General features: G+C 39.3%; 22 protein-coding genes. 16 read left to right on the forward strand and 6 right to left on the reverse strand.

Features of this window, described 5'->3' with window-relative positions; translation table 11 throughout:
• Window positions 1-144 precede the first annotated feature (144 nt).
• Both R7190_RS20695 and R7190_RS20700 read left to right on the forward strand, forming a co-directional pair.
• Window positions 145-438: a hypothetical protein gene (locus R7190_RS20695; protein ID WP_025633953.1), complete on the forward strand. Its 294-nt coding sequence runs from the start codon at window positions 145-147 to the stop codon at window positions 436-438.
• A gap of 296 nt (window positions 439-734) precedes the next feature.
• Window positions 735-986 carry a hypothetical protein gene (locus R7190_RS20700; protein ID WP_025633956.1) on the forward strand — a complete coding sequence of 84 codons (252 nt, stop codon included), beginning with the start codon at window positions 735-737 and terminating at the stop codon, window positions 984-986.
• Between the two features lie 281 nt (window positions 987-1,267).
• Here R7190_RS20700 and R7190_RS20705 read toward each other — a convergent pair whose 3' ends face one another.
• Window positions 1,268-1,948, reverse strand: a complete 681-nt coding sequence (locus tag R7190_RS20705) for a hypothetical protein (protein WP_025633958.1) — start codon at window positions 1,946-1,948, stop codon at window positions 1,268-1,270.
• A gap of 189 nt (window positions 1,949-2,137) precedes the next feature.
• Here R7190_RS20705 and R7190_RS20710 point away from each other — a divergent pair, with 189 nt between their 5' ends.
• The 10 genes from R7190_RS20710 (at window position 2,138) to R7190_RS20755 (ending at window position 13,571) form a co-directional block, all read left to right on the forward strand.
• Window positions 2,138-4,999 carry a hypothetical protein gene (locus R7190_RS20710; RefSeq protein WP_138058893.1) on the forward strand — a complete coding sequence of 954 codons (2,862 nt, stop codon included), beginning with the start codon at window positions 2,138-2,140 and terminating at the stop codon, window positions 4,997-4,999.
• Between the two features lie 44 nt (window positions 5,000-5,043).
• Window positions 5,044-5,364, forward strand: a complete 321-nt coding sequence (locus R7190_RS20715; protein WP_025633960.1) for a hypothetical protein — start codon at window positions 5,044-5,046, stop codon at window positions 5,362-5,364.
• A complete protein-coding gene (locus R7190_RS20720) occupies window positions 5,354-5,806 on the forward strand; it encodes a hypothetical protein (RefSeq protein ID WP_138058892.1) in 453 nt (150 codons plus the stop codon). The genes R7190_RS20715 and R7190_RS20720 overlap by 11 nt, the downstream gene beginning before the upstream one ends.
• On the forward strand, window positions 5,755-6,630 hold the full coding sequence (locus R7190_RS20725; RefSeq protein WP_138058891.1) for a hypothetical protein: 876 nt from the start codon (window positions 5,755-5,757) through the stop codon (window positions 6,628-6,630). Before R7190_RS20720 ends, R7190_RS20725 begins: the two co-directional genes overlap by 52 nt.
• A gap of 366 nt (window positions 6,631-6,996) precedes the next feature.
• The gene (recA, locus tag R7190_RS20730) at window positions 6,997-7,995 is read left to right on the forward strand and encodes a recombinase RecA (RefSeq protein WP_044129452.1); all 999 of its coding nucleotides are present in this window, start codon (window positions 6,997-6,999) and stop codon (window positions 7,993-7,995) included.
• Complete coding sequence (locus tag R7190_RS20735; RefSeq protein WP_148299822.1) at window positions 7,967-8,587, forward strand: hypothetical protein; 621 nt, start codon at window positions 7,967-7,969, stop codon at window positions 8,585-8,587. Before recA ends, R7190_RS20735 begins: the two co-directional genes overlap by 29 nt.
• A gap of 136 nt (window positions 8,588-8,723) precedes the next feature.
• Entirely contained in the window at window positions 8,724-9,626 is a 903-nt protein-coding gene (locus R7190_RS20740) for a hypothetical protein (RefSeq protein ID WP_025633967.1), read from the forward strand.
• A gap of 11 nt (window positions 9,627-9,637) precedes the next feature.
• A complete protein-coding gene (locus R7190_RS20745) occupies window positions 9,638-11,110 on the forward strand; it encodes a S8 family peptidase (protein WP_077202322.1) in 1,473 nt (490 codons plus the stop codon).
• 121 nt (window positions 11,111-11,231) lie between these two features.
• Entirely contained in the window at window positions 11,232-12,737 is a 1,506-nt protein-coding gene (locus tag R7190_RS20750) for a 3'-5' exonuclease (RefSeq protein ID WP_025633969.1), read from the forward strand.
• A 36-nt stretch (window positions 12,738-12,773) separates the two neighbouring features.
• The gene (locus R7190_RS20755; protein WP_025633971.1) at window positions 12,774-13,571 is read left to right on the forward strand and encodes a hypothetical protein; all 798 of its coding nucleotides are present in this window, start codon (window positions 12,774-12,776) and stop codon (window positions 13,569-13,571) included.
• 214 nt (window positions 13,572-13,785) lie between these two features.
• On the opposite strand, the gene R7190_RS20760 is transcribed toward R7190_RS20755, so the two are convergent.
• Window positions 13,786-14,040, reverse strand: coding sequence for a hypothetical protein (locus R7190_RS20760; RefSeq protein ID WP_025633973.1), 255 nt, complete (start codon window positions 14,038-14,040; stop codon window positions 13,786-13,788).
• Between the two features lie 474 nt (window positions 14,041-14,514).
• Between R7190_RS20760 and R7190_RS20765 the strand changes: the two genes are divergently transcribed.
• The gene (locus R7190_RS20765; protein WP_025633975.1) at window positions 14,515-15,765 is read left to right on the forward strand and encodes a hypothetical protein; all 1,251 of its coding nucleotides are present in this window, start codon (window positions 14,515-14,517) and stop codon (window positions 15,763-15,765) included.
• 107 nt (window positions 15,766-15,872) lie between these two features.
• Here the strand turns inward: R7190_RS20765 and R7190_RS20770 are convergent, their stop codons facing one another.
• Both R7190_RS20770 and R7190_RS20775 read right to left on the reverse strand, forming a co-directional pair.
• Window positions 15,873-17,162, reverse strand: coding sequence for a hypothetical protein (locus tag R7190_RS20770; protein WP_025633977.1), 1,290 nt, complete (start codon window positions 17,160-17,162; stop codon window positions 15,873-15,875).
• Complete coding sequence (locus R7190_RS20775; protein WP_054574980.1) at window positions 17,152-17,856, reverse strand: S24 family peptidase; 705 nt, start codon at window positions 17,854-17,856, stop codon at window positions 17,152-17,154. Before R7190_RS20775 ends, R7190_RS20770 begins: the two co-directional genes overlap by 11 nt.
• Before the next feature lie 669 nt (window positions 17,857-18,525).
• On the opposite strand from R7190_RS20775, the gene R7190_RS20780 reads away from it, so the two are divergent.
• The 3 genes from R7190_RS20780 to R7190_RS20790 all read left to right on the forward strand — a co-directional run bounded on the left by R7190_RS20780 (window position 18,526) and on the right by R7190_RS20790 (window position 20,999).
• Window positions 18,526-19,458: a hypothetical protein gene (locus tag R7190_RS20780; RefSeq protein WP_025633980.1), complete on the forward strand. Its 933-nt coding sequence runs from the start codon at window positions 18,526-18,528 to the stop codon at window positions 19,456-19,458.
• Window positions 19,448-19,879, forward strand: a complete 432-nt coding sequence (locus R7190_RS20785; protein WP_025633982.1) for a hypothetical protein — start codon at window positions 19,448-19,450, stop codon at window positions 19,877-19,879. The genes R7190_RS20780 and R7190_RS20785 overlap by 11 nt, the downstream gene beginning before the upstream one ends.
• 235 nt (window positions 19,880-20,114) lie before the next feature.
• Window positions 20,115-20,999, forward strand: coding sequence for a hypothetical protein (locus R7190_RS20790; RefSeq protein ID WP_025633983.1), 885 nt, complete (start codon window positions 20,115-20,117; stop codon window positions 20,997-20,999).
• Between the two features lie 635 nt (window positions 21,000-21,634).
• Here the strand turns inward: R7190_RS20790 and R7190_RS20795 are convergent.
• A complete protein-coding gene (locus tag R7190_RS20795) occupies window positions 21,635-21,946 on the reverse strand; it encodes a hypothetical protein (RefSeq protein ID WP_025633984.1) in 312 nt (103 codons plus the stop codon).
• A 74-nt stretch (window positions 21,947-22,020) separates the two neighbouring features.
• Window positions 22,021-22,542 carry a hypothetical protein gene (locus tag R7190_RS20800; RefSeq protein WP_025633985.1) on the reverse strand — a complete coding sequence of 174 codons (522 nt, stop codon included), beginning with the start codon at window positions 22,540-22,542 and terminating at the stop codon, window positions 22,021-22,023.
• Window positions 22,543-22,556 lie beyond the last annotated feature (14 nt).

Consider the following 22,556-nt stretch of genomic DNA (forward strand, 5'->3'; position numbering starts at 1 on the left):
TTTCATCACAGAATCCTAATGAAAAAAGTCAAATACAGTGCGAACAGAATCTATAGGTTGATTTTGTCGCTGTATATGGTCAGATATCTGAGTGTACAGAAACACAATGTATAAGCTAAGCTATTAATAAATAGAGAAAAAATAATGAGCGACATTAAAGAGCAATTGCTAGTATTTTTGAGAGAACGGACCGCGGTAGAGGCTGTTGTGTCTCCGAGTGTTTATGTAAAAAGTACTGCAATCCCACGCGAAGATAAGTTAGAAATTGTATTACATCGGCAGTCTACTCCATATAACAGTAAACATTTCATTGATGTGATGATAGAAGTACCTTTAGAAATCAACAGAAAAAATTACGAAATTATTAAGAGCTGGCCTATGTGCAAACTAAACGAATACTCAGATTCTAGTATGTTATTAGTGAAACGCGAAGACTAAAAATCTTGAGTTGTTGAGTAAAGTATGCTTAACGTATATAGTTAAGCATACTTTACAAAGATAGGTTTCTTGTTACCGTGACTAAAGACGAATACATTGAGTGCTATAAACGAAAAGGTTGGACTACAGCACACCTAGCCAATCGGTGGGGGTTTAGCAAGGTAAGAGTCTACCAAATTGCAGAGGAAGTTGAGCTAGGGCATAGTAAGAAACAAGCTCATATAGATATGCTTAACGGGCTACCCAAAGCGCCAAAATCTATTCGAAAACCCTATAAAGAAAACTAGGAGAAGCTTGTGAAAAGGCTTGAGAATGTAATGGAGAATAACAACCTAGCTTTGAGCTTTGGTCCTGCAATAGACTTCTTTGTTGACTGGGGCTTCAAGATAGCGCTTTTAATTTTTGTAGTGGTGTTTATTTCATCTCTAATCACTACTTACTTCAATGGTGCACTACATACTAATGCTCTGTCTGTATTTGGATTGACAGGTTATTTAATCGCTAGTGCTATATATCAAGGCCTGAACGATCATCATCGGGGATACTAATATAAATTTTTCATTTGGCGCTATACAAGAATTGAATCGCGTTCCGTCGCCGGAACGCTGTGAGTCAAAACAAGGTCAAACGTGATATGACATTCAAAGCCGTGCTCCGTTCGGAGACCATTTACTAAGTTGGTGCTCCTCTTTGTTTGGTTCATTTGATAGTGTTTTTGCCTGAGGTTTTTGACCAAGCAAAGCACTTCTTGATCGCTGCTTCTACGATAGATATTTCTACAAAACTACCACTTGTTTAATCCTCTTCGGTATCAAGTGGCATTAGCCATTTATTGAAAGCACCCTAAATCTAACAGTTGCCTTTTTATTTCAGCGAACTGGTCAATGTCAATTATGCTTAGTTGCAGCATTCTATTTGTAATGAATTTTGGTGTTACGTTCATCTGTAAAGCTATCTGCCTCAAACCAATATCTTGACTCAAGTAATTCATCAATTGCTCGTCACTCGAACTGTTCCAGCTATTGGTGGAACGAGGAACACTTTGAGTGATAGTAGTGTTGGTCGAGGTTGCATTTTTCGGCAATTGTTTAGGTTTAATTGATATTTGGTTCTCTGTGTTGTGGCATAAAGAACTTATGCTTTCTACTAGCCCAATTAGACCGTACTCAAAATGAATGTATGGAGTGAAAGTGATAGAAACTATAGATGCATTAGATAGTATCGACTTCGCTAAATCCATTTCGTTGCATTTGTTTTTAGGGATCAACAAATTTATCTTGCCTTCACATTTAGTCTCGATACCAATTACAAGTCCGCCTCTTTTTTCGTGCATTGCATCACTAATAACACCAGCAAAAGTACATTTGGGGCTAAACTTTGATACTCGTTTTCGCCAAGCGTCTCGGTCACGACTTTGCAGTGAAGTAATATATTGCTGACTTGTAGAGGCTGATTTTGGTCCAACAGAGATAATCCATTTAATGAGTGATGGCCAATTTGAGATTTTCATGAGCTGTACCTGAAGGATAATTACACAGTATAAATACCACATTAACACACGCGCGAGTTGAAATAAATCGAATTTATAAAGATTATGGAATATAGTAAATATGTCATTTGAGGATAAATAACAAGGTCTAAAATTATGGTTTATAGCTATATCATTACCCGAGATAGAGAGCGTATTGTAGACAACCTAATGGAACACGGTGAGTTTTCTAATGGTTCAATTAAAGGTAAAGAGTTAAGCCTTGATCATCCATTAGCAAATGAGATGGTAGATACCTTAAAACTAGTGCCTCAAGGCATGGCCAATACCTATTACACCCTTCACCATTTGAAACAGCAAGATTGGGATGTGACTCATGAAAATGGTTATGAGAACTCTCTCATTGCGAGCTTTAGTTTAAATGGAAACCTAAGTTCACTTTTAGATAAAGTCAAAAGTGGAGAGGGGTTTAAGGTAGAAACGAATACCTTCCAGGAGTTCATTGAATCGAATCAAGGTATCGATTTAATCGTAGATTTTCAAAATACGATCACTCAGTCTGATTGTTGGACACCCCAAGGAAAATTAAACAACCCATTAATATCGAACTTCACTGTGGATATGGAGCGTCTTTCAGAGTGGCCCGGCATGCTCGAAGCACTAAATAATCTAGGTATTGATTCAACAAATTTAGAAAACGCTATTAGTGAAAATGGTTTAGAGTCTGCTCTGGAGCTTTGTAAAAGACCAGAAGTACTTTTAGCTTATCAATATAGCCAGGGAAGATTTGCAGACTTGCCAAAGAAGAATCTACCCGGTGCAAGATTTATTCAGAATTTAGATTTAGTAGAAATTGCTGAAGAGTACTTGAAGTTCACTACTGCTCAAAAGCTTGAGGGCGTTGAACCAGACTTTAAACAGTTTTTGTTAGAGCAAGGGGAATCATTAAATGACAAAATTGATAGCGCCGTTAAATCACAAGTTTTATCGTTTATGAATGAGATGCAGCTCGATGACTCCAAAGAAAGTATTGAGTTACTAGACGAAACTGCAACAACACTATACAAACAATTAGATCCGCGAAACGAATTAATGGGCTTAAGGTACCACCTTGAAAAATTACTAGACGTATATACAAAAGAATCAGAAGTAGACCATGAAGCTCTATCATTACAATTAAATTTGCAGTTGGATGAGTACAGTGAGAGGGATGCTTTCAATACTTGGTTATTAAACAACATCTTAGAATGCAAGTTAGAGCCGAGTGTAGAACTAAAAAGTAAACATGAAGCTATGGCCTTCCTTGAAAACTCCAATAATGTCACTATTCCGCAGATGATGGCAGCATTAGTACATTTATCTAACCAAGACCTTAGTAAAATACAAGCGACCCTGGATGGTGAGCTTGTTGGGCCAACTAACCATACATCTGAGTATTATGCGGACCTTATTAAAAAATTTGAAGGGATAGTATCCCAGTTATCGGTGGACCAAGGTATTGATGTATCAAAAGCAAAGGAAGATGTATTCAGTAGAATAGTGGAATCTTTATCGCTAAACAAACCTGTTTCGCAAGAAGCTTTGAGCGATAGTTTATCGAATGAATTATACCAGCTAGCTGAGGCTACAAGGTTTTCGCCAATAGGTTCTGAGAAAGCTGACCCCATTCAAAAACTGACCATAAAAGATGTTCGAGCAATCATTTTACCTGAAGCAGTAACTGAGCCTGAAATTATCGATCAAATGTTGGCAATAGAGAAGCTGAGGGAGGAAGGCTTTAAAGGTAAAACTATTCTTTACAGTGAGCTCGAGCGTGATGGTAAAGCTCAAGCTGTACATTCTTTTATAAAACATAATCCTGACACGTTAAGAACAATAGGTGCTGCTCCCACTTCCCAAGTAGATCCTGAGCTGGATATCCCCAAATCAATAAAGATTCTTGAAGAGATTCAGGCTAATCACCCTTACTTAAAGATTCGTGTACATGAAACGATAGATTCAATGAACTTTCTTAGTAATGATCTGAAAAGTTACAGCTCTACACTCGCTGGGGTTGCCCACAATGGTGAAATGCATGTGAATCTACAAAGTGAACATAACGCATATGAGTCAGGACTTCGAAAGACTATTGCACATGAAGCGGTACACTTGGGATTTAAGAAGATGTTCACAAACTCCGAGTATGTGGACCTTATGGAGACTGTTTGGCAAAACATTTCCACTGAAGACAAGGCTACAATAAAACAAAACTATGGGCACCTTGATGAAAACAAGCCTCTAGATAGACGTAGCCTTGCGGAAGAATGGTTAGCTATGAAGGCTGAAAGTATTGATCTAAGAGATATTGATCGTATACAGCCAGTTATTAAGGTTTCATTGGTTAACAAGCTCCAAGGGTTTAGGGATTCTGTTCTCAAGAAATTAGGCAAGGTTACCGAGACCTCTTTAAATGTGGATGAGCTCCTGGTAAACGCGATTAAAAAGGCTGGAGAGTTCAACCAGTTCATTGATGGTAAAGTAATTGATCAAGGTTTGGTCGTTAGAAAAACAGGTTATGTTGAACATGAGCATCAGTCGTTTGACCTGTATCGTGGTTATAAAGCGAATTTAGACGCTGGTAGAAATTTATCTACAGAGGTGCAGATTGCAGCTAAACAAGACTTTATCCATAAGTACTCGAACAATGGGCACATTAAACTCTTAAATATCACTTTCGATAATAATAATGAACCCAAACTTGAAGGTAGTCAGTTAAGCCTACCGTACTCTGCAAACCCCAAGGACCTTCTTGAGATATTAAGGCAGGTTGAGGTAAGTTCGTGGACAGGTAAACCATCTTTGCATTCTAACATAAGTACTGAAATAGAAGCTGTTGACAGGGCTGAAGCAACTCCACCAGCAGTTGTTAAAGCCAAGCTTGGTAATATAGTTAATGAGTTCACTATAGATACATCTGTGAATAATGAAATTCTCAATAAGCTTTCTGGACCAGTAAAAGACAAGTGCAAACAAGTAGACGAAAAAGTTAAACAAGAGGTTGACACTGATATGAATTTAGGAATTGGATTTTAAATTGTATATGCTGTAACCTATTATAAAACAACAGGAGGCTTCCTATGGTTGCTGCAATTGCTCTTCTTCCATTACTTGGTGTTATAGCGGCTATTTTTTGGGGGTTGAATATGTACTACACACTCGTTCCTAACTGGTTAATTCCAGTAGTGTGCGTCGTGGTAGTCGCCTCAATATTCCAAATTAAGGTGACATACAAAGAACTAAATGAATCGGAAATAGATAGTTTTATTGGGCGGTTCTTGTTCTCAATACATCGAACAGTTCGACAGTATATGAGAGCGGCATTTATGCCAGTTGTACCTGATTTTAGTTTTGTAAAACAAACCCTCAATATCATGACGAAACGAAAAGATGATGAATAAGAAATTAATGTTAGCTGTAATGTTGAGCGCCTCCCTTTTCGGTTGTGCTCAAAATGATAGTCTTGATCCAGTATTTGGTTTTACTGGTGAATATGGTGCTGGTGGTACAAGAATCCCTAATAATCCAGCATACTTAGTTGATCCTGGGTTAACTACTGAAACTGAACTATTTAAGATATTCGGTGAGCCCCAACTAACCCAAAGTTTCCCATGGGGTAGAGTAGTTACTTATAGATATTGGGAAAATAAAATTGGGTTGCCGATGTATGAAGAGTATGTTGACTTTGTTTTTAACGATAGAGGTTTCCTTGATAAGGTGGCAACCTATTCTCAAAGGGGCTCTAAGCGGGTTGAAACAAATCAATCCAAAATGATAGAGAGAGAAGAAGAGTGTCCAAGTCACTACACAGTGTGCCAGTCATACGAAAACTTCAGTCATTAGAATCCTCACTTCATGCGTTTGCTCACTCCTTAGAGCAAACGTACTTTAACGTTCAGTTAAACAATCCCTCTGACATCAAACCAATTAAAGCGGTCATTAGAGCTATAACGGCGATCACTTACGATGAATACCAATCAGGACGAGAGTTAAACCAGTTACCTGGAGTGGTCTTCATTCCTGAAGATGTAGTTCCCAAATTACTAGAAGTAAATCATGCCAAAAAGGCATTTTCAGACGCTGTAAAAGAAGCTAAGGCCTCGAGTAAATGCAAAAGCAATACTGCCGCATTGAATTATGTAAGAAAATTATTAACAGAGATAGGCATGCAAAGGGTTCACTTTAAACAATGTGAACGCTTGCTGGTGGTAGAAGAGGCGCTACCTAAAAAAATAGTTTTTTATAACGAATCAAAAGGGTGGGGTAACCAAAAGAAATACTCAAAAGAAGAAGCGCTTGAGTTAGCTAAAGAAATCATTGATAACGGTTCTGATAGCTTTGACATCGTTTCTAAGAAAATTGCAGAGATTTCTGATTCGGAGTTTCTTGTGCACCGGACGCCAAGTCCAACAAGTATTAAAGCGAACATCACTAGATATGTACCAGGAGTGGGAGAGAAAAGTCATTCAAGAGTTGCTTCGTTACCAATATTTGTTGTAACTACCGATATGGATTCAGCGAGAACGGTACTCATTGGTTCTATGGTTTCGATTGAGTCTACCCCAAAGTCTAAAAGACTGGGGTCTAGTAAAGCTCGTAGTAAGTTTGAAGAGCAACCCTATATCTCAACTTTGCGTCTATATCGATATAAGCCCGAATATAGATAGAAAAATTTACAAACCAATCTATAATATATGATATTAAATTGGAGGGTTAGAGATGCACAAGCGTAGAGATAATTTGCAAAAGACGATACTCATTGTTTGGTTTCTGTGTTCTAGCATTGTACTTGGGATTCAGCTATTACCTAGCCCAATTGATAATGCAAGTGCAAGTCAGATAGAGTCAAAAGCCGGAAATCTGGAGCCAGATGACAGCCTGATCAATCTGGATACAATTCTTACCTATATGCCTACCGAAGTACCTCATTCCAGAAATAAACAGTAGCTATAAAATGATTTAATATGGTATTAAATACCATTGACAAACACTTTGCTCAACTATAATATATAACAAAACAGAGCGAGGTAGTTATGGTTACAATAGCTAGCAATAACAGCAATCCTTCACCTAAAAGCGTGGCTCTTGCTGCTGCTTTAGGGCAAATTGAAAAACAATTTGGCAAGGGTGCTGTGCAAAGCCTTGGGGGCGAAGCAACAACTAACAATCTTGACATCGTATCTACAGGCTCACCTAAGCTTGATAAAGCTTTAGGAGTGGGCGGGTTAGCGCGAGGTCGTATTCATGAAATTTTTGGCCCGGAGAGCTCCGGAAAGTCGACATTGGCATTGGAAGTCATTGCTGAAGCACAAAAGAAAGAAAGTATTTGTGCCTTCATTGATGTTGAGCATGCGCTTGATCCTGGATATGCCAAATTAATTGGCGTTAATAGCGAAGAATTGTATGTTTCGCAGCCCAATAGTGCGGAGGAAGCTCTGTCTATTGCAGAAACTCTTGCTCTATCGGGAGCAGTAGACATTATTGTTATCGATAGTGTCGCAGCAATGTGTCCTAAAATGGAGTTAGAAGGAGAGATGGGGGCAGCTAGTATGGGCCTTCATTCGAGGTTAATGTCGCAAGCATGCCGGAAGCTAACAGGTATTCTAAAGAAAACGAATACCATGGCTATTTTCATAAACCAAATTCGTTTTAAAATTGGTGGTTTTGGAAACCCTGAGACAACAACAGGTGGAAATGCTTTAAAGTTCTACGCTACAACGCGAATTGATATTCGCAGAACGGGGAGCTATAAAGTCACCGATTGTACAATGGGTAATGAAACCAGGATTAAGGTTGTCAAAAACAAACTTGCCCCTCCATTTAAACAAGCTGAAACCAAAATATTGTTTGGTAAGGGTTTCGATTACTACGGTGAAGTTCTTGATTTAGGCTTAGATGCTCGAATTATAGACAAACGTGGTACTTGGTACCTTTACAAAAACCTTAAGCTTGGGCAGGGCAGATTGTCAGCGACAGAGGCCTTAGAAAACGACAAAGTCCTTCTTGAAGAGATATTATCTCGGATTAATTAGATTAAGGTATGTTGCGGGAAAACCGCAACATAAAGGCATAATGTTATTTAGTGACTTTCAGAAAAATCTAGACAAATTACCTTTTGATGAATTGCAATCACGGAGAAAGGGGCAGTCTGTACGCTCATTAGCTTATTTTCTTGGCTCAAATGAAGTCGCGATTCAAAAGTACAAAAATAATCCCGACGAACCTGTAAAGGAATCGCATATTCGATGCGTTGATTTTCTTTTGAAAATGCCAAAAGAGCAACAGATCCACATTCTATCTCAGAGTGTAAACAATCCTATCTTAAGCGTTACAGAGTCACAGCGCTGTAAAGTGAAGCATTATGATGCTCTGGAGAGTCGTCTCCTGAAGCTGGGTATGTCGAAGTTAGGGGTGTATTCATTATTGGGTACTCGTAATAGCGTTGTGGATAACGCACGAAAAAAAGGCGCCATGTCAAAAGGCTTGGCAGCGATCGTTGGGTTAACGAGTCGATTTAGTAATGATGAGCTCTTGGAACTAGCTGTCGAATACGAGACATCTGAGCGAAAATTGCCCGCTTTGAAAGAAAAGCTTATGAAAAAGCATTCTAAGTCCTCAACTTAACGACAAAAGTTGAACTGCAAGCTCAAAACGTGAATCTGGATAAGGATAATCTGAGAGCAATCAATAAACTAGCGAAATCGCTGGTTTATTTAGAAAACTAATCTATGTCATTTACGTATAAAAAAAAGGATTTGAAGTGAAAAACTACTTAGCACTCTCGATTTTAGTAGTCCTATCTGGCTGTGGTGGTGGCGGAGAAGGTGGTGGCACCAATAGCAGTAGTGGCGATAAGTCACTTGTACTTACTGTAACAGATCCAACTCAATCACTAGTGGAGAATGGGGAGTCAATAACCGTCCAATTAGAAACAAACTCAAAATCAGATAACTACACTCTTACTGTAAGAGATCCACAGTCGGTTCTCAATCAAATTCCTCTAAGTGAATATGAAAAAAATATTCATTGGTCTGTAAATAAATCGAATTTAATTCTTTCAGCAGATGAATTACTTAAGTCTTCAGGTGATTTGAGCCTCACACTGACACTTGAAGATGGCAGCGAGCAAATATCTACGAACTTTAGCCTTGATATTGTTAACACAAGTCTTAATGAGCGTCTTGAAGTCGCTTCAACGTACATCGATAACAGTGAAGAGATTAAGCAGTTTTCGGAGCTACAATCACTCCAACATGCTTATGAAAAGGTTTTTTTATTGATGGGTCATGGTCAGCTCCCATTTACACCCGAATTTGATGAGCAGGTATACCTGGACAAACTAAACGACATCAAGTTGGCAGTAAGCAAGGTGCATAATGGTGGTATAGAGACTCTACTTGTTAATCCATTATCAAGTTTTGAATCTGAACTAAACGCAAGCGCTAAACAATACATAGATCATCTGAACAAGATTGCCGCAAAAGAGAATAGCCTGAGTGTACTCCCAGCAGTGGATTTCAATGCCTCTTCGACAGGCTATTCATTCTTTAAAGGTAATGTGAACTACGGTCAGTTTACTGAACTGTCAGTTTTCAAGTTCAACCCTGAATTTCAGTTTGTTGAAAATTTAACTGACCCTACTTACGGCAATTGCAGCATTTAAGGACAAATAGAATGAACAAAATCACCCTATCTCTACTAATTAGCGCTGCAGTTTTTAACGGTTATGCTCATGCGAACATTGCAGAACCTATCTTATTTAAAGGAGTCGATCCTTTAGCGATGTCAGACTCAACTGGTTACCACCAGTCACAGTTAAATACCTATTGGGCAGACCAAGACTTACTTAAAGGGGCGAATAGTATTTCTAAGGCCAGAGATACTGCAAAAACCAATAACGTGACACGTGTGGGTGTTATAGATGGAGGCTTTTTAAATACTCCAGAGCTTCCTTTTGTTGATGGATATAGTTTTATCGGAACTGAAGGTTACACAGCAAATTTTGACACACCGATATCTGACCGTGGTGAACACTGCGATATAGGTCATGGCAATATGGTTGCATCACTAATTGGTGCCAACCCTCAAGGGGATGGCGTAAAAGGTGTAGCTGATGTTGAATTGGTTGCAGCTCGAGCACTGAAATGTAGTGAAGCAAAAGTTGAAGACTTAACTGCTGCAATCAAGTGGCTGAGTGGACAAGAGGTTCCTGGTGTACCGCTAATTTCAGAGCCAGTTGATGTTATAAATATGTCGTTAACGTTGCGGAACACAATGTGTGGTGGTGACGTTCAAGACGCGATTCGAGTAGCGCAAGATAAGGGGATTACTTTTGTGGCAGCGCAAGGGAATCGAGGCGTTAATTATGAAACAGGGTTACCAAAAGATTGTCCCGGTGTGATCGGAGTAGGCTCAAACCAATTAGATGGATATAAGTCTGGGTTTTCTAACTTTGATGTTAACGTAGACATTGTTGCTTATGGTGACCGCCTCTCATTGCCGACAATCGTTGATTCGAATAATGATGGAGCTTTGGACTACACCGAAACGGCTGGAACGAGTCTTTCGACACCTCTAGTAACGGGCACAATTGCACTAATGCTCAACGAAAGTCCCGATTTAACTCCTACAGAAATCATTACCATTCTTAAACAATCGACAGGCAAACCAATGGTCGGTGAAGCGGGAAGTGGTTTTCTTAATTATTCTTGTGACAATGGATATTGCGGCTATGGTGTTTTGAATGCATATGAGGCAATGCTTCAAATGAGAAAGTTGTCAGAGGAAGGGGTAGCGTTAAAAAGTCCACTAGCTGGTGAGTGTGATGTAGAGTTTTACTTAGATACTCTCGGTGGTTCTATTGATGTTTGTTCAATGGGGGAGTTTAAGTTAAATGATCATGTCACTAGCGATAACACCAAAATAGAAGTTTATAAAGTTTCAAGCCTTGATTCATTAGATGTGGCAGGTGCTGAATTAGTTACAGACACTACAAATGGAAAACTTATGCTTCCAAATGTGGGTAATGAGCTCTTTGCCTACCGTATGTGTGAAAAGAACTTCGTTGATGAGTACCATTGCTTTAGCGATGAATTAACGCCACTAACGGTTTCTAATCTCGAAAAACCTCACCAATGTAATCTCTAGAAACTGAAATCTAACTAATTGATAAACCCTGGATATTTTCCGGGGTTTATTATATATGATAGTTGACTGCTTTTTGTTTTGCTGTCACAATATACCATATTAAAACGGCTTTGGGGGCAGAATGAAACCAACGTTAGAACAACAAAACGTCATATACAAACCTGTTAGGCTTGCTGTGATCAAAGCGCTTGCAGGAACTGGTAAAACTACATTATTTAGATTGTTCGCGAATGCATATCCAGAGCTAAGAATGCTCTATATTACTTATAATCGTCCGATCGCAGATGCCGCTAATTTACCTCCCAATTGTCTATCACTCACTGGCCATCAGTTAGCATATCAATTCGTAGGAAAATACTACCGCCACAAGTTTGCAGAAAACCTCAGCATGGGGCTGATTAGAAAGCACCTCAGGTGCGACTGGTCCATCGCAAACGGGACTATGGTTACTTTAGAAAACTATTTTTGTAGTGAAGACCAAGAAATAGAAAAAAAACACGCTCCATACAACCCCAAAAATAAAAAATCATTGGATATTCAAGAGCAGCTAGTTTCTAGTGCCAAGCAAATCTGGAATGAAATGCAGTTATTGGAAAGTCCGGTTCCCATGACGCACGATGGTTACCTAAAAGGTTTCTCTATTGCCCAAGTAGATTTGAGCGAGCATTTTGATGTGCTACTTGTAGATGAGGGGCAAGACCTTAACCCTGCAGTGAGAGCTTTTATGAAAGCTCAAACTAATATGAGAGTCTATGTATGTGGCGATGAGTCGCAACAAATTTATCGTTATCGCGGTGCCGAAGATGCACTGAAAGTTCAAGAAAATAGTGGAGCCGAAGTTTTCTCATTAACCCAGTCATTTCGCTTCAATGAACAGGTTGCTACATATGCCAATGCCTTTCTGAACCAACTTGGTGTTCATGAACGGCTTAAGGGGACCGATAATGGCATTATCGAGTCTGTTTTAACTTCAGAAAACGATTTAGATGAAAATCTCCAGATAGCCTATATCAACCGTACGATCGTATTAACGATTGAAGTCGCGATAGAAGCTGACGAACGTGGCAAGAGCATTTACTGGACTGGAGGTTTTAATAACTATCCATTTAACGAGCTCTTTGATTTACTCTACTTGAAGCTAGAGCAGTACGATAAAATACGCTCACGTGACTTTAAGCGTGATTTTACTACATTCGAAGATTTCGTAGAAGTTGCAAAAAAAACGAAAAACATCGATATGGCTAGAATCCTCAGACTTGTCTCTAAATATGATACTGGTTTGTTTGATATTTATGAGAACTTGAAGCGTTCTAAAGTGGATAATATTGAGGCTGCTGAAGTTGTCGTAGGAACTTGCCACAGAACGAAAGGCCTAGAGTTTGACCAGGTGGTGCTAGGGGATGATTTTTGTGACCAATTGAAATTAATCGAGCGTACAGAAGACGAAATTCGAGATGAGTTGAATCTAATGTATGTCGCCATCACAAGAGCCAAGTTACGATTCGTAGAATCCCATCCGTTTCATTCTGTACAACGTTGCTCACAAAACATTTTTGAACTGGCAAGAGAGTTTCAAAAGAACAAAAGAAGTAGCTCAGGCCGTTTTAAAAAGAGACGCCAATCATAATTCTATCGAGATGAGTAAATTAGGAGAAGTAAGTAAATGGCACTATTTGACAGAGAAACGAGAGAGTTGATAGAAAAGTTGATCAATCAGGTTGATGTTGATCTTCGAACCGATTTTAGTATAGGTATCATTTCTAGTGAAAATGAATATACATCTGTCCTAACTGCAGAAATTCGTAATAGGATTAATGCTAGGCTACCGTTAAAATCAGCTGCATTTTCACAGAAGTTGAAATCAAATGAAGAGCAAGCATGGGGCGTTGATGCTTGTGTTTTATTGATTGATTATGACAAGGGAGTCGGGAAACTATGTTTGTTTGAAGCAAAAAGTGATCGGCCAAATTGGGACTATCTGAAACCTAATTATCAACCACCTATCTCTCACTTTTCATCTCAGATAGCCCGTCAGGTAGCACCTAACAAACAAGGATTTGTTGTATGGGAGCAGTTTTATTCCAGCAAACCAAATGGTACACCTATAGGTGACCGAAATCCTAAGGGGTCTACCTGTATTCTCCATCATCTTGCATTCTACCATAATGGTACACCTCCTAATCCGAAAGTTTGGACTGATAATGATATTGATACCCTTGCTCGTGAGTGGCAAAAGGTATCCACAATGGGGGGCCTAGTAAATACGGTTTGCAAATGCAAATTGGGCAAAAGTTTCGATGTTAGTAAACTAGAAGAATTACTCAGTGAACGTATACCTGTGAGGCATATTTTGTTTTTAGAAGGGGGCCGGGCTGTCACAGAAAAAGATAGCTATCATTCTATTGCAAAACAATATCAGGAAAGGTTCCCAGACTATAAAGAGAGCACTGGTAGGCAGTAAGTGCTGATTTATTACTTGGTTTTTTTATCTTAGGTGATTGCTATAACAAGAGCATAATGATTGAAATTCCCTCAATTAGTTAAGTAGACTCGCAAAGTGTAATTCGAACTTTTCCAAATTAGTCAGTTGGTCTTCTCACTTAATGACCAACTGACTAAAAAATAATATGGACTGGATGGCATAGCTTTTGGGGTGCGTTCAGCGTTAGACCTGATTACCTAAGCTTACTGAGCCCGGCACCTAAATGAGAGCCTACTTGTCTTAACTTTTCCTCTTGTTCATGTACCGTGATTTCCAACAACTCACGTTCATTTTCAAGCATGTTGATTCTGTCTTGGCAGTCTTCTACAGCATCGTCATACCCATAGCCGTACATCCTTGCCCCAGTCACTCTGATTAAACCGACTAGCTTTTCTTGTTCGTCGATGTACTGCTCATACTCAGTACTTTGATTATTTACTAAACCCATATTCCCTCCGCTTCATTTCTCTTAGCCTTGTTCGCCCTTGCTCATCGCCAAAAGCCATATCAAACAACTCTCTGGGCGCGAGCTCTTGTACAGTAACTTGTGGTTCTTGACCTGTCTCAAGTTTAGACGTTCGCTTTCCCTTAAAGGGGAGCACATTTGATTTCATTAGTTCTCCTTAAATTGCAATGATTTACCTTGAATGAATGAAACCAATTTATCTTATGGAAAAGCCGTGGACAGTAGCACAAACGCATTAATTCTTGACCTTGACAATTCGTTGAGATTATGGGTGTGAAATGTGTCTGTGATATACATAGATTCCATTAAACAGAACATATTGAATATAAAGAATTAATTTCCAGTTTGGTGTTAGAAAAGTCATAACCTAACGGATCAGTAACTCGATAGGAGTCATTGAAAAAAAAGGTAAATTAGATTAGGTTTGAACTTGTTTTTTTGTTGGAAGTGTAGGTTGTGTCTAGAGAGCTAATTGCCGGATTTAAAAGAAGTTCAGAAAGCAGTTGTTGTGACTTTATTTGCCAAGAGGCTTACAGAGAAGCAATATGCGAGCTTTATCCTGAAGATGTAGCAATTTATAAACAAGCATACGGTCTTCTTCTGGATGCATCTAAAACATGTTTAGAAAGGGTTGAGCTTGAAACTGCATTCTCAGTAAGTGACATAGAACCAGACAAGATCATCGATGGTCCTTTTCATGCATTTGTGTTTAGCGACTATTATTTTGATCTAAACCATTCCGATCGATTTTGGGTTAAAGATATCACTCTGTGTTTACAGCATGAAGTAGAAAGGGCATTAGAGGCTGAGAATTGGGAGGGTGAGAATTTAGAGCAAGAGCTGCAAACAATATCACCTGATTTGGTTAGCATTGCTCAGATGATTGATGAGCAATTTGTCACCGCATTGTCTCCTATTCGAGAATATAAAAACACCTTTTATCACAGGTATTCGCCAACACTTTTCTTTAGTATTTATGATTATAGAGAAGCCTTGCACTACTTCCACCTCCCTTTTGAGAAAAAGAGTGAAGGGCTTTGTTTTTACAGTGCGCCATATACGCTTCATCAGTTCTATCGTGAGTCTTTTGGTTTGGATAACTCTACCAGAAAAAAACTGGTTCCAAAGGAAGCTTTATCTCGGACGTTAGCAAATGAGGAAAGACAATTTACAGTTGAAGAAGAGCACCTCTCTGCTTGGATGGCTCTTGAGTTTTGCGGTTCATCAGACAAAGTGGAACTTATTGATTGGGTCAATATGAGTGTTGATGTTTCTAGGCCTCTTTCCGACAATGAGATAAAGTGGGTAACGGCATGGTTTAAACAATCCCTATATGCCTCTCAAGCAAATAATATCCGAGCTGAAATACAATGCGCTACTTCAATAGAAGAGATTATTAATCTAAACAAGCTGCTAGAATCTATCGGGGGCAGGAAAATAGATGAAACAATAAGTTTGTATCAGTCCAACAACCTTAATTCTCCTCCACGCAGTAAGATTAAAAACTACCTTTGTGGAATGATTTTACACCAAGACCGTTCAATCAACCCTAAAAAACTAACCTACACGGAGTTGGAACAAAACCTCGCTGCTGAACTTTCTGACCTAGGGTATGGCATTGGCTTTTCCGATGAGAGCATTCGTCGCGGATTTAAACTGTATAAAGAAATGATTGAAAAGCAGAAAAAGCGTTACCTTAATGCTTAAACTCGTAATAGGGCAGAAGCAATATAGAACAACCTGTCAGATTTTATCACCCTCAGGAGACCAAACTGACAGATTGCATTCTCACTAATTCACACAACCCAATACATTCAGATACACTTAACCTCAAGTAGCTCATTAAAATCGCTGAAATAATTCTCCAGCTCTAGCAACTTTACATTCCCTGGTCGCTCTGAGTACCGCTTTGTACGTGCTCCAAATTCTATTGTTCCTTTCCCAAAGCGCGTATTAATGCAGTCGATTGCTTTGCTTAATTTATGGTTATTAACATCATGTTCAAATAGATCTGCTTGCTTGTGCTCTGCGTCGATTAAACTAGTAAGGCCAACTCCAACTTTATAAATGCGCGTTTTTGTCGGTTGAGTAGGAATAAGGTCACCCTGAATAGCTCTCAACGTCTTTAGACCTACAGAGGTATCGCATACACCGTAACTTAAGTGTATGCTCCGGCTAGCCTTAAACTGCTCCTGAGGATCGTCATGTATGGATGTGGACACAAATGCTGTTATAGCCAGGGCTTCTGATTTTTGCGCTCGTAACTTAAAAAATGCTTCTGCAAGGTGAAGAGATAATTCCGACATTATGGACTCCCTTGATTGTAAGCGGTCCCGGTATGAGCTGGTGGACCAAATTTGTTGCTTCTTAGGTCGTGTGTCGTTCCAATTGTAGACAGGTGTGCCATTTAACTCATGGACCGTGTTGGCGACGGAAATCGAAAAGGCTTTTTGCATTTTTTTAGGATCTTGGCGAGCTAAATCTAACGCGCTATAAATGCCCATATGAGAAAAGTGTTTAGATAGCTTCCTGCCTACGTTCCAAACCTCTGAAACAGGTACCTTTTCTAATGTCTGAATCAAATTGTCTTTACTAATGACAAATACACCGTTACTACCCTGAAGTTTTTTGGCTGCAAACGAAGCCAGTTTTGAAAGAGTTAAACTAGGACCAATCCCGACTCCTGTAGGAACCCCCGTTGTTTTCCAAATGTGTTCACGCCAACGCCAAGCTTCGCTTTCCAGGTCAATGCCATTCTTCAGTAGCTCCGTAGTCTCCACCCAAGATTCATCGACGCTGTAATGAAAAATGGGTAGCCCCTCGGAAACATCTATAAGTGATTGCTTAAAGTTCCTAGATATCTGCCCTAAGGTATTAAAATTACACTTAAATATTGCGCCATGATGCATGGCAACTTTAGAGTCGATTTCCCAAATAGGAGAGAACTTGGGTATCCCAAATTCCTTTATATTTGCTCCGGCAATACTAATACCTTGGCCTGCTGACACGAGTACTGGTTTCCCTTTTAAACCAGGATGAAATTGAGCACTACTGTGCGCATAAAATCCCGTTCCGTCTATTAGTGCGAATGATTTAACGGCCACGAAGTTCTCTCCGGTAAATTCGGATAGCCATAGAGACACAGCCGTAAATGCGAATTTCGTCACTTGATGATAGATAAACAGATCTGAACTTTGGGTTGTCGCTGTATGCTTTTTTCAGTCTTTTGTTCAACCTCTTACATACCAATTCACCATTTAAAGCCATGATAACGGGATGATCTTCTTTAAATGAGAGGCTGCGGTTAAGGAGTAGCAAATCTCCGTTATCAATGATTGGTAACATAGACTTACCGTTTGCACGCATCAATACACATGTATGTTGTTGCTCAGGAGGTATTAATAACTCATGAAGGTCGAACTCTTTCAATGAGTTATGTATAGGTATCGAATGGCCTTTTCTGTACCAATGAAAACGAGCAGATACAACGCCTTGAACTACAATATCTTCTTGCTTTTGTATCTCTTGAAATGACACAAGAGCGTTTTCGCCAAGGTATTCAACCAAAATACAGTCGTTTGCTTCAGGTTGTAGGCTTGAGTCAACAAGCAGGTAATCGCCATCTGAAATACCGAAGTAAGGTACATCTTGATGAGCAACAGTTAATTTGGTTGCGCTAGGATGATGAACTAGCTGTTTTGACAATGACAGGGATTTACGGACACTCCCGCTTGTTGGGTCTTCAAAGCCTGTTATGCCGCAATTTATTGACTGATCAAATATTTGTAAAACACCCATTTTAAAAACACGTCTGACTGCTGTATGTATATACAGTAATTATATATCCAGCTATGTACTGGTGCAATGTAAGGAAGAGCATGAGCTATTGGGATGGTTAGATGGCCTGGTGCACATCTGTGAACCATAGGTTTTTGAGTATACGATTCATGAGCAAGGAGAGACACTGTAATTGCACTATAGATTCGAGTAGTAAGGTATAAGCCCGGTGGTATGGTAAGGTTTTGTAGCACCATAATGCAGCGTTAAAAGAGAAAATGGAGGCTTCATTGAGCGTAAAAAAAGACAATCACTTTTTACCTGAGATGTATCTAAAAAATTGGTGCAACGAGCAGGGTAAGGTATTCCACTATAGGAAAGTTGTTCAACACGAGAATGTGCCATTATGGAAGGACTACTATCCATCAGCGATCGGTTACCATACACATTAAAGCAACTCAGTGGTCTGAGATGAATAGTATCGATATCATAAATTACATACCAATTTGGGAACTATTCTTTAAAAGCTTTCTACTTGAGTTCAAGTTGATGTGATTTAGGTTTCAATGTGAACATTTAACTAGCCATAATGGCTTTTCTGGCAGTTAAAGCGTAAATCGGCATTGTTGATAATGATAACGTATTGAAAATATTGATATAATCATATTTTTATAGTGTAAGTATGATCCTATGAGATATGAATCTGCCCCTGTTACCCCAGAAGAAAGACGAGAAACCACAAAAGAGCTCTTCGCTCGTCAGCAACGAGAGCGTAGAGCTGAATTAACTCCTTCAGCAAGCGATGAAAAAAGATGGGCAGAAAATCGTGAGAGGGTTCTTAGAGATAGAGAAAAAGCAGGGTTAGGACCTACTTCTCTAGGATTGAATGCTCCTCAGCTTCTCAGTGACTCAATAGGATTACAGTGTTCACTTGGGGATGAAATGGCTAAAAACCACCAGCATGTGTTAATTACAGATTTAGAGGATGCACATAAAATATTACATAACGTTTGGCTGGAGTCTGGTAAGGATGTCGCTGCTATCGCCTTGAGCATTAACACCGCTAAGTCTTGGTTCAATCACACAGAGCCTATGTTTAATGCGATATCAATTGCTAAACAGTTTGGCGATCTAGGCGTTAAAGCTGATTTGGTAGAAAGTCGAGGTAAATTATTTGTCGCATTTTCAGGGACAAACGAGAATGGCAAAGTGCTACGGCATGCGTTTGTCAATGGTACTCGGCTTAATATGAATGGTAAGAAGTACCCTCTAAATTCATTTAAGTCGGTGCAAGCAGGCTTTAGTCCTCAATCTAGAACTGCAAACTTCAAGGGTGCGGGTGCCTTAACCTTTGTGGTGTCCGCTAGTCTAGCCACCAGCGACTTAGTTTTTAAAGACGACTATCACTTAGTGGATTGGTTTGGCAATGTAGGTGCCGATATGTTCAAATTCATGTTGCAAACAGCAGCTGGTGAAGTTCTGTTATTTGCTACGGCAGCTCTGGGAGCTCCCGTAATGGTTGGTGCGCTATTTGTTACAGCAACATATGTCTTAATTGAGGTTGTTTGGGGTGAATACAAAGTTTCTAATCAAGTCGTAAGGATGCTTGAGAATGTCACATAAAACAAGATTACGTTTGGCTGGTATCTTTGTTCTTTTGTTTGGGATAATTTGTTGGGGCTATCCATCTTATGTAGTCTATAGAGACTATCTTGAACTATTGAATAAAGCTGACACTGTTCAGCTATCCGTTCTAACTCTGTGGGTGCCGATTGGATTATTAGGGGCGTTAGGTTGTATTTTTTTTATGGCCCCAAAAGCTATGTTGTGCGGAAAAAAAATTAATGAAGTTTACTCTCAAAGCGCAATGCAGCTAGCTAATAAAATCTGTGTTTATTTTGCCTTGGCTGGTGTAGCCTTTGCCGCTGGCTGGACGTATCACTCAATTGACCTCTTACAAAAGTATGGGTATGTATACAGTCGAGATTTAACCAATATCACTCCTACGGGAATACATTTGAAATACGTTAGAGCAACTCATTGACCAAGAACGTCTCTAATCCTCACTAAGAACTCTTCTAACAAGCGTAAGCTTACTACTTACGCTTGGTCTAATTCCTTCCGAGAGCTCCTCAACCTAATCGGCTATCTAGAGCATAGACACGAAACTATGAACCTCTTAGTTGACTGTGGTTGAGTATCGCGCTCATTATGCATAGAAACGAGTACAATTTGGTAACCTTAAGCTTTAAAAAATTGTTTACTAGGAGTGGTACAACATGGATAAAGAACTATCTGGGGTAGAGAAGCTTCGTGATGGGGCCAATTATCTTCGCAAAGTTATCGGTATCAGTACTGAATTTCTTAGCTCAATACAGAAAAGAATGGGGTCTCCCAAAACTCTCTTGGATACTTTTGTAAGAGTATACTTTTCTACCTTTGGTTGTATTTTGATCGGGGTGTATTTCGTGATGATGATATTAAAGCCATGGTTTGATGGTGGTGGAAATTGGTCATATGTCCAAGAAGTTTGGTCTCATTGGCAAACTCTGAATGCAGCAATGATTGCTTTTACAGCAAGCTTATTGGCGGTTTATGCAGCTAAATATCACGAAGAACAGAATCGAGAGAGCCAACTTTTAGCAGCAAGAGCATTGTTACCTCAAACTCTGTCTGACTTAACTAAATACACAACTGAGATGGCTAGCTTCTACACCGAATCAATTGAATTTTGGAAAGGTATGCCGAAAAGAACAGGTAAGAAGCCTGTACCACCGAAACTAGATTTGGCCAATACAACAGCCATATTCACAAAATGCATGGAAAACGCAGACATAGATGTTGTTCTGGTAATGGCAAAAATACTAAGTAAGACTCAGTACTTATCCGCTAGAGTAGAAAATGAATATGAGAATAAGCAGTCGAGCCGTAGGCCTAGTTGGAGAGAAGATGCGGAATATCAACTAGTTGAGCTGGGAGTATTACAAGCTAAGGTAAATAGAATGTTTGATTATGGTAGATATTTGCAAAGTAAACTTGACCTCTCCGAATTTAAAAGTGATGAAATAGCCCAAGGTCTTTTAAACTTAAAGATTTCTCGAGCCCAATACCCAAATGTGTATAAGAAGTTAGAGCACACGGACTTAACATTTTTGTCTAAATAATGTACACACCTTAAGAAGTGTGTACATACAAATGGATTAGTCTCTAAAAAACTCGACTAGATACATTAACCCTTTGATACATATGTGTGGATTGAGTTTGAATACCGAGACCATTGCTTTCCATACTCTCATAATCAGATAGATAAACCTTTGTGGGTACATATTAATCACCATTAACTATTGAACAAGAAAATTGCCAAATAGGCTACTGGTGATCTATAGTCTCGTGTGTCAGGTGTCGAGAATGATACCCAGCAGCCATAATGAGTAGTTGCAGCTACTCGATTTGGCTTCTCTCTTAAACCCTGCCTATGGTGGGGTTTAAGTGATTTTGAGCTCCAGTTTAATATCACGAAAGAAACTAAGCACAGCTACTATTTGCTTCCATGCACTGAACTACTTGAGCTCACGGGTATCAAGATAGTGCGATAAAAAAAGTTTATCAAGGTGCAGTTCGAGGATCATTTGTGGATAAATAGCAAAATTCAAAATATCAGTCAGTGAACACTAACTAACTGAATAAGACCCTGTCTATAAGTCCAAATTACGGTTTGTTAATTCGATTTAGAAATAACCGCACCTAAAAATATTTATCTTGACAATTAAGAAACCACCCAAAATATAGTTGTGCCGTATTAACTACCTTCAGATGGGGGGCTTACTCTCTTAAACATAAAAGGATAAGGTGTGAACGCATCCCCTTTTCCTACATTTGGTCCACTCACTTCCCAAACCCCTTCGAACTCACTCGGTTCCTCGACCTTTAGGTAGTTATTCGGGTTTTGTTCCACATCATCTTTTGAACGTTGTGAAGGTGTTGGGAGGAAGTGAGCAAGCTTGCGATTTTCAATCTTAGGCGGGTTCAGAATAAACAGGCTACCGCTCTCATCTAAGTAACCTTCCACGTTCCCAATGTTTGTTTTTAATATCGTAGTCACCTTGTGCATAGATCTTCCTAGTTAGTTGATTTGCCAATACTGATAATGTCCTCCAGCATTTAACACCATTAACTCTAAATCTTCTATCCTTGGATATCTTCTTTAAATTCCCATCTCGGTGAGAATCGGAACTCTACCGACCAGCAATCTGAGGAGATAATGAAAGCTTTCCATACAGCTAAAGGGTATTGGCCTGATGCTCGGAAATTATTCGTGAGGTTATTTCTGACGAAACGGATCAATCTATCAATCTGGTCTTCGCTTGCTGTGTCGAAGCTAAGCGTGATAGAGAGATTGTCATAGTTAGGTATGTCGGCAGAACCTCTAAAGTCTAAATTAAGCTCGTCTACAAGTAACTTTAGTTCGGTTAAGAAGCTTTCGAACTTTTCCTGGTTGGTCTCCGCAAAGACTGACTTGGCGAACGCAGAGATATTAGTGTGATTGTCCACTAATAAATCTTCCCCATTAGCATGGAGAAACCCTCTTATCATCGGGACTAAATCATCCGGTGCTAAAACTTTTTGGTCATTATAAAAGTCAGAAGTTAGGAACGCCTGTTTATACTTTTCGAGAATATTATACCTTTTGAGAATATCATTCATCATATCTACTTGAACCC

It is taken from the genome of Vibrio sp. 1078-1 (assembly GCF_033340475.1).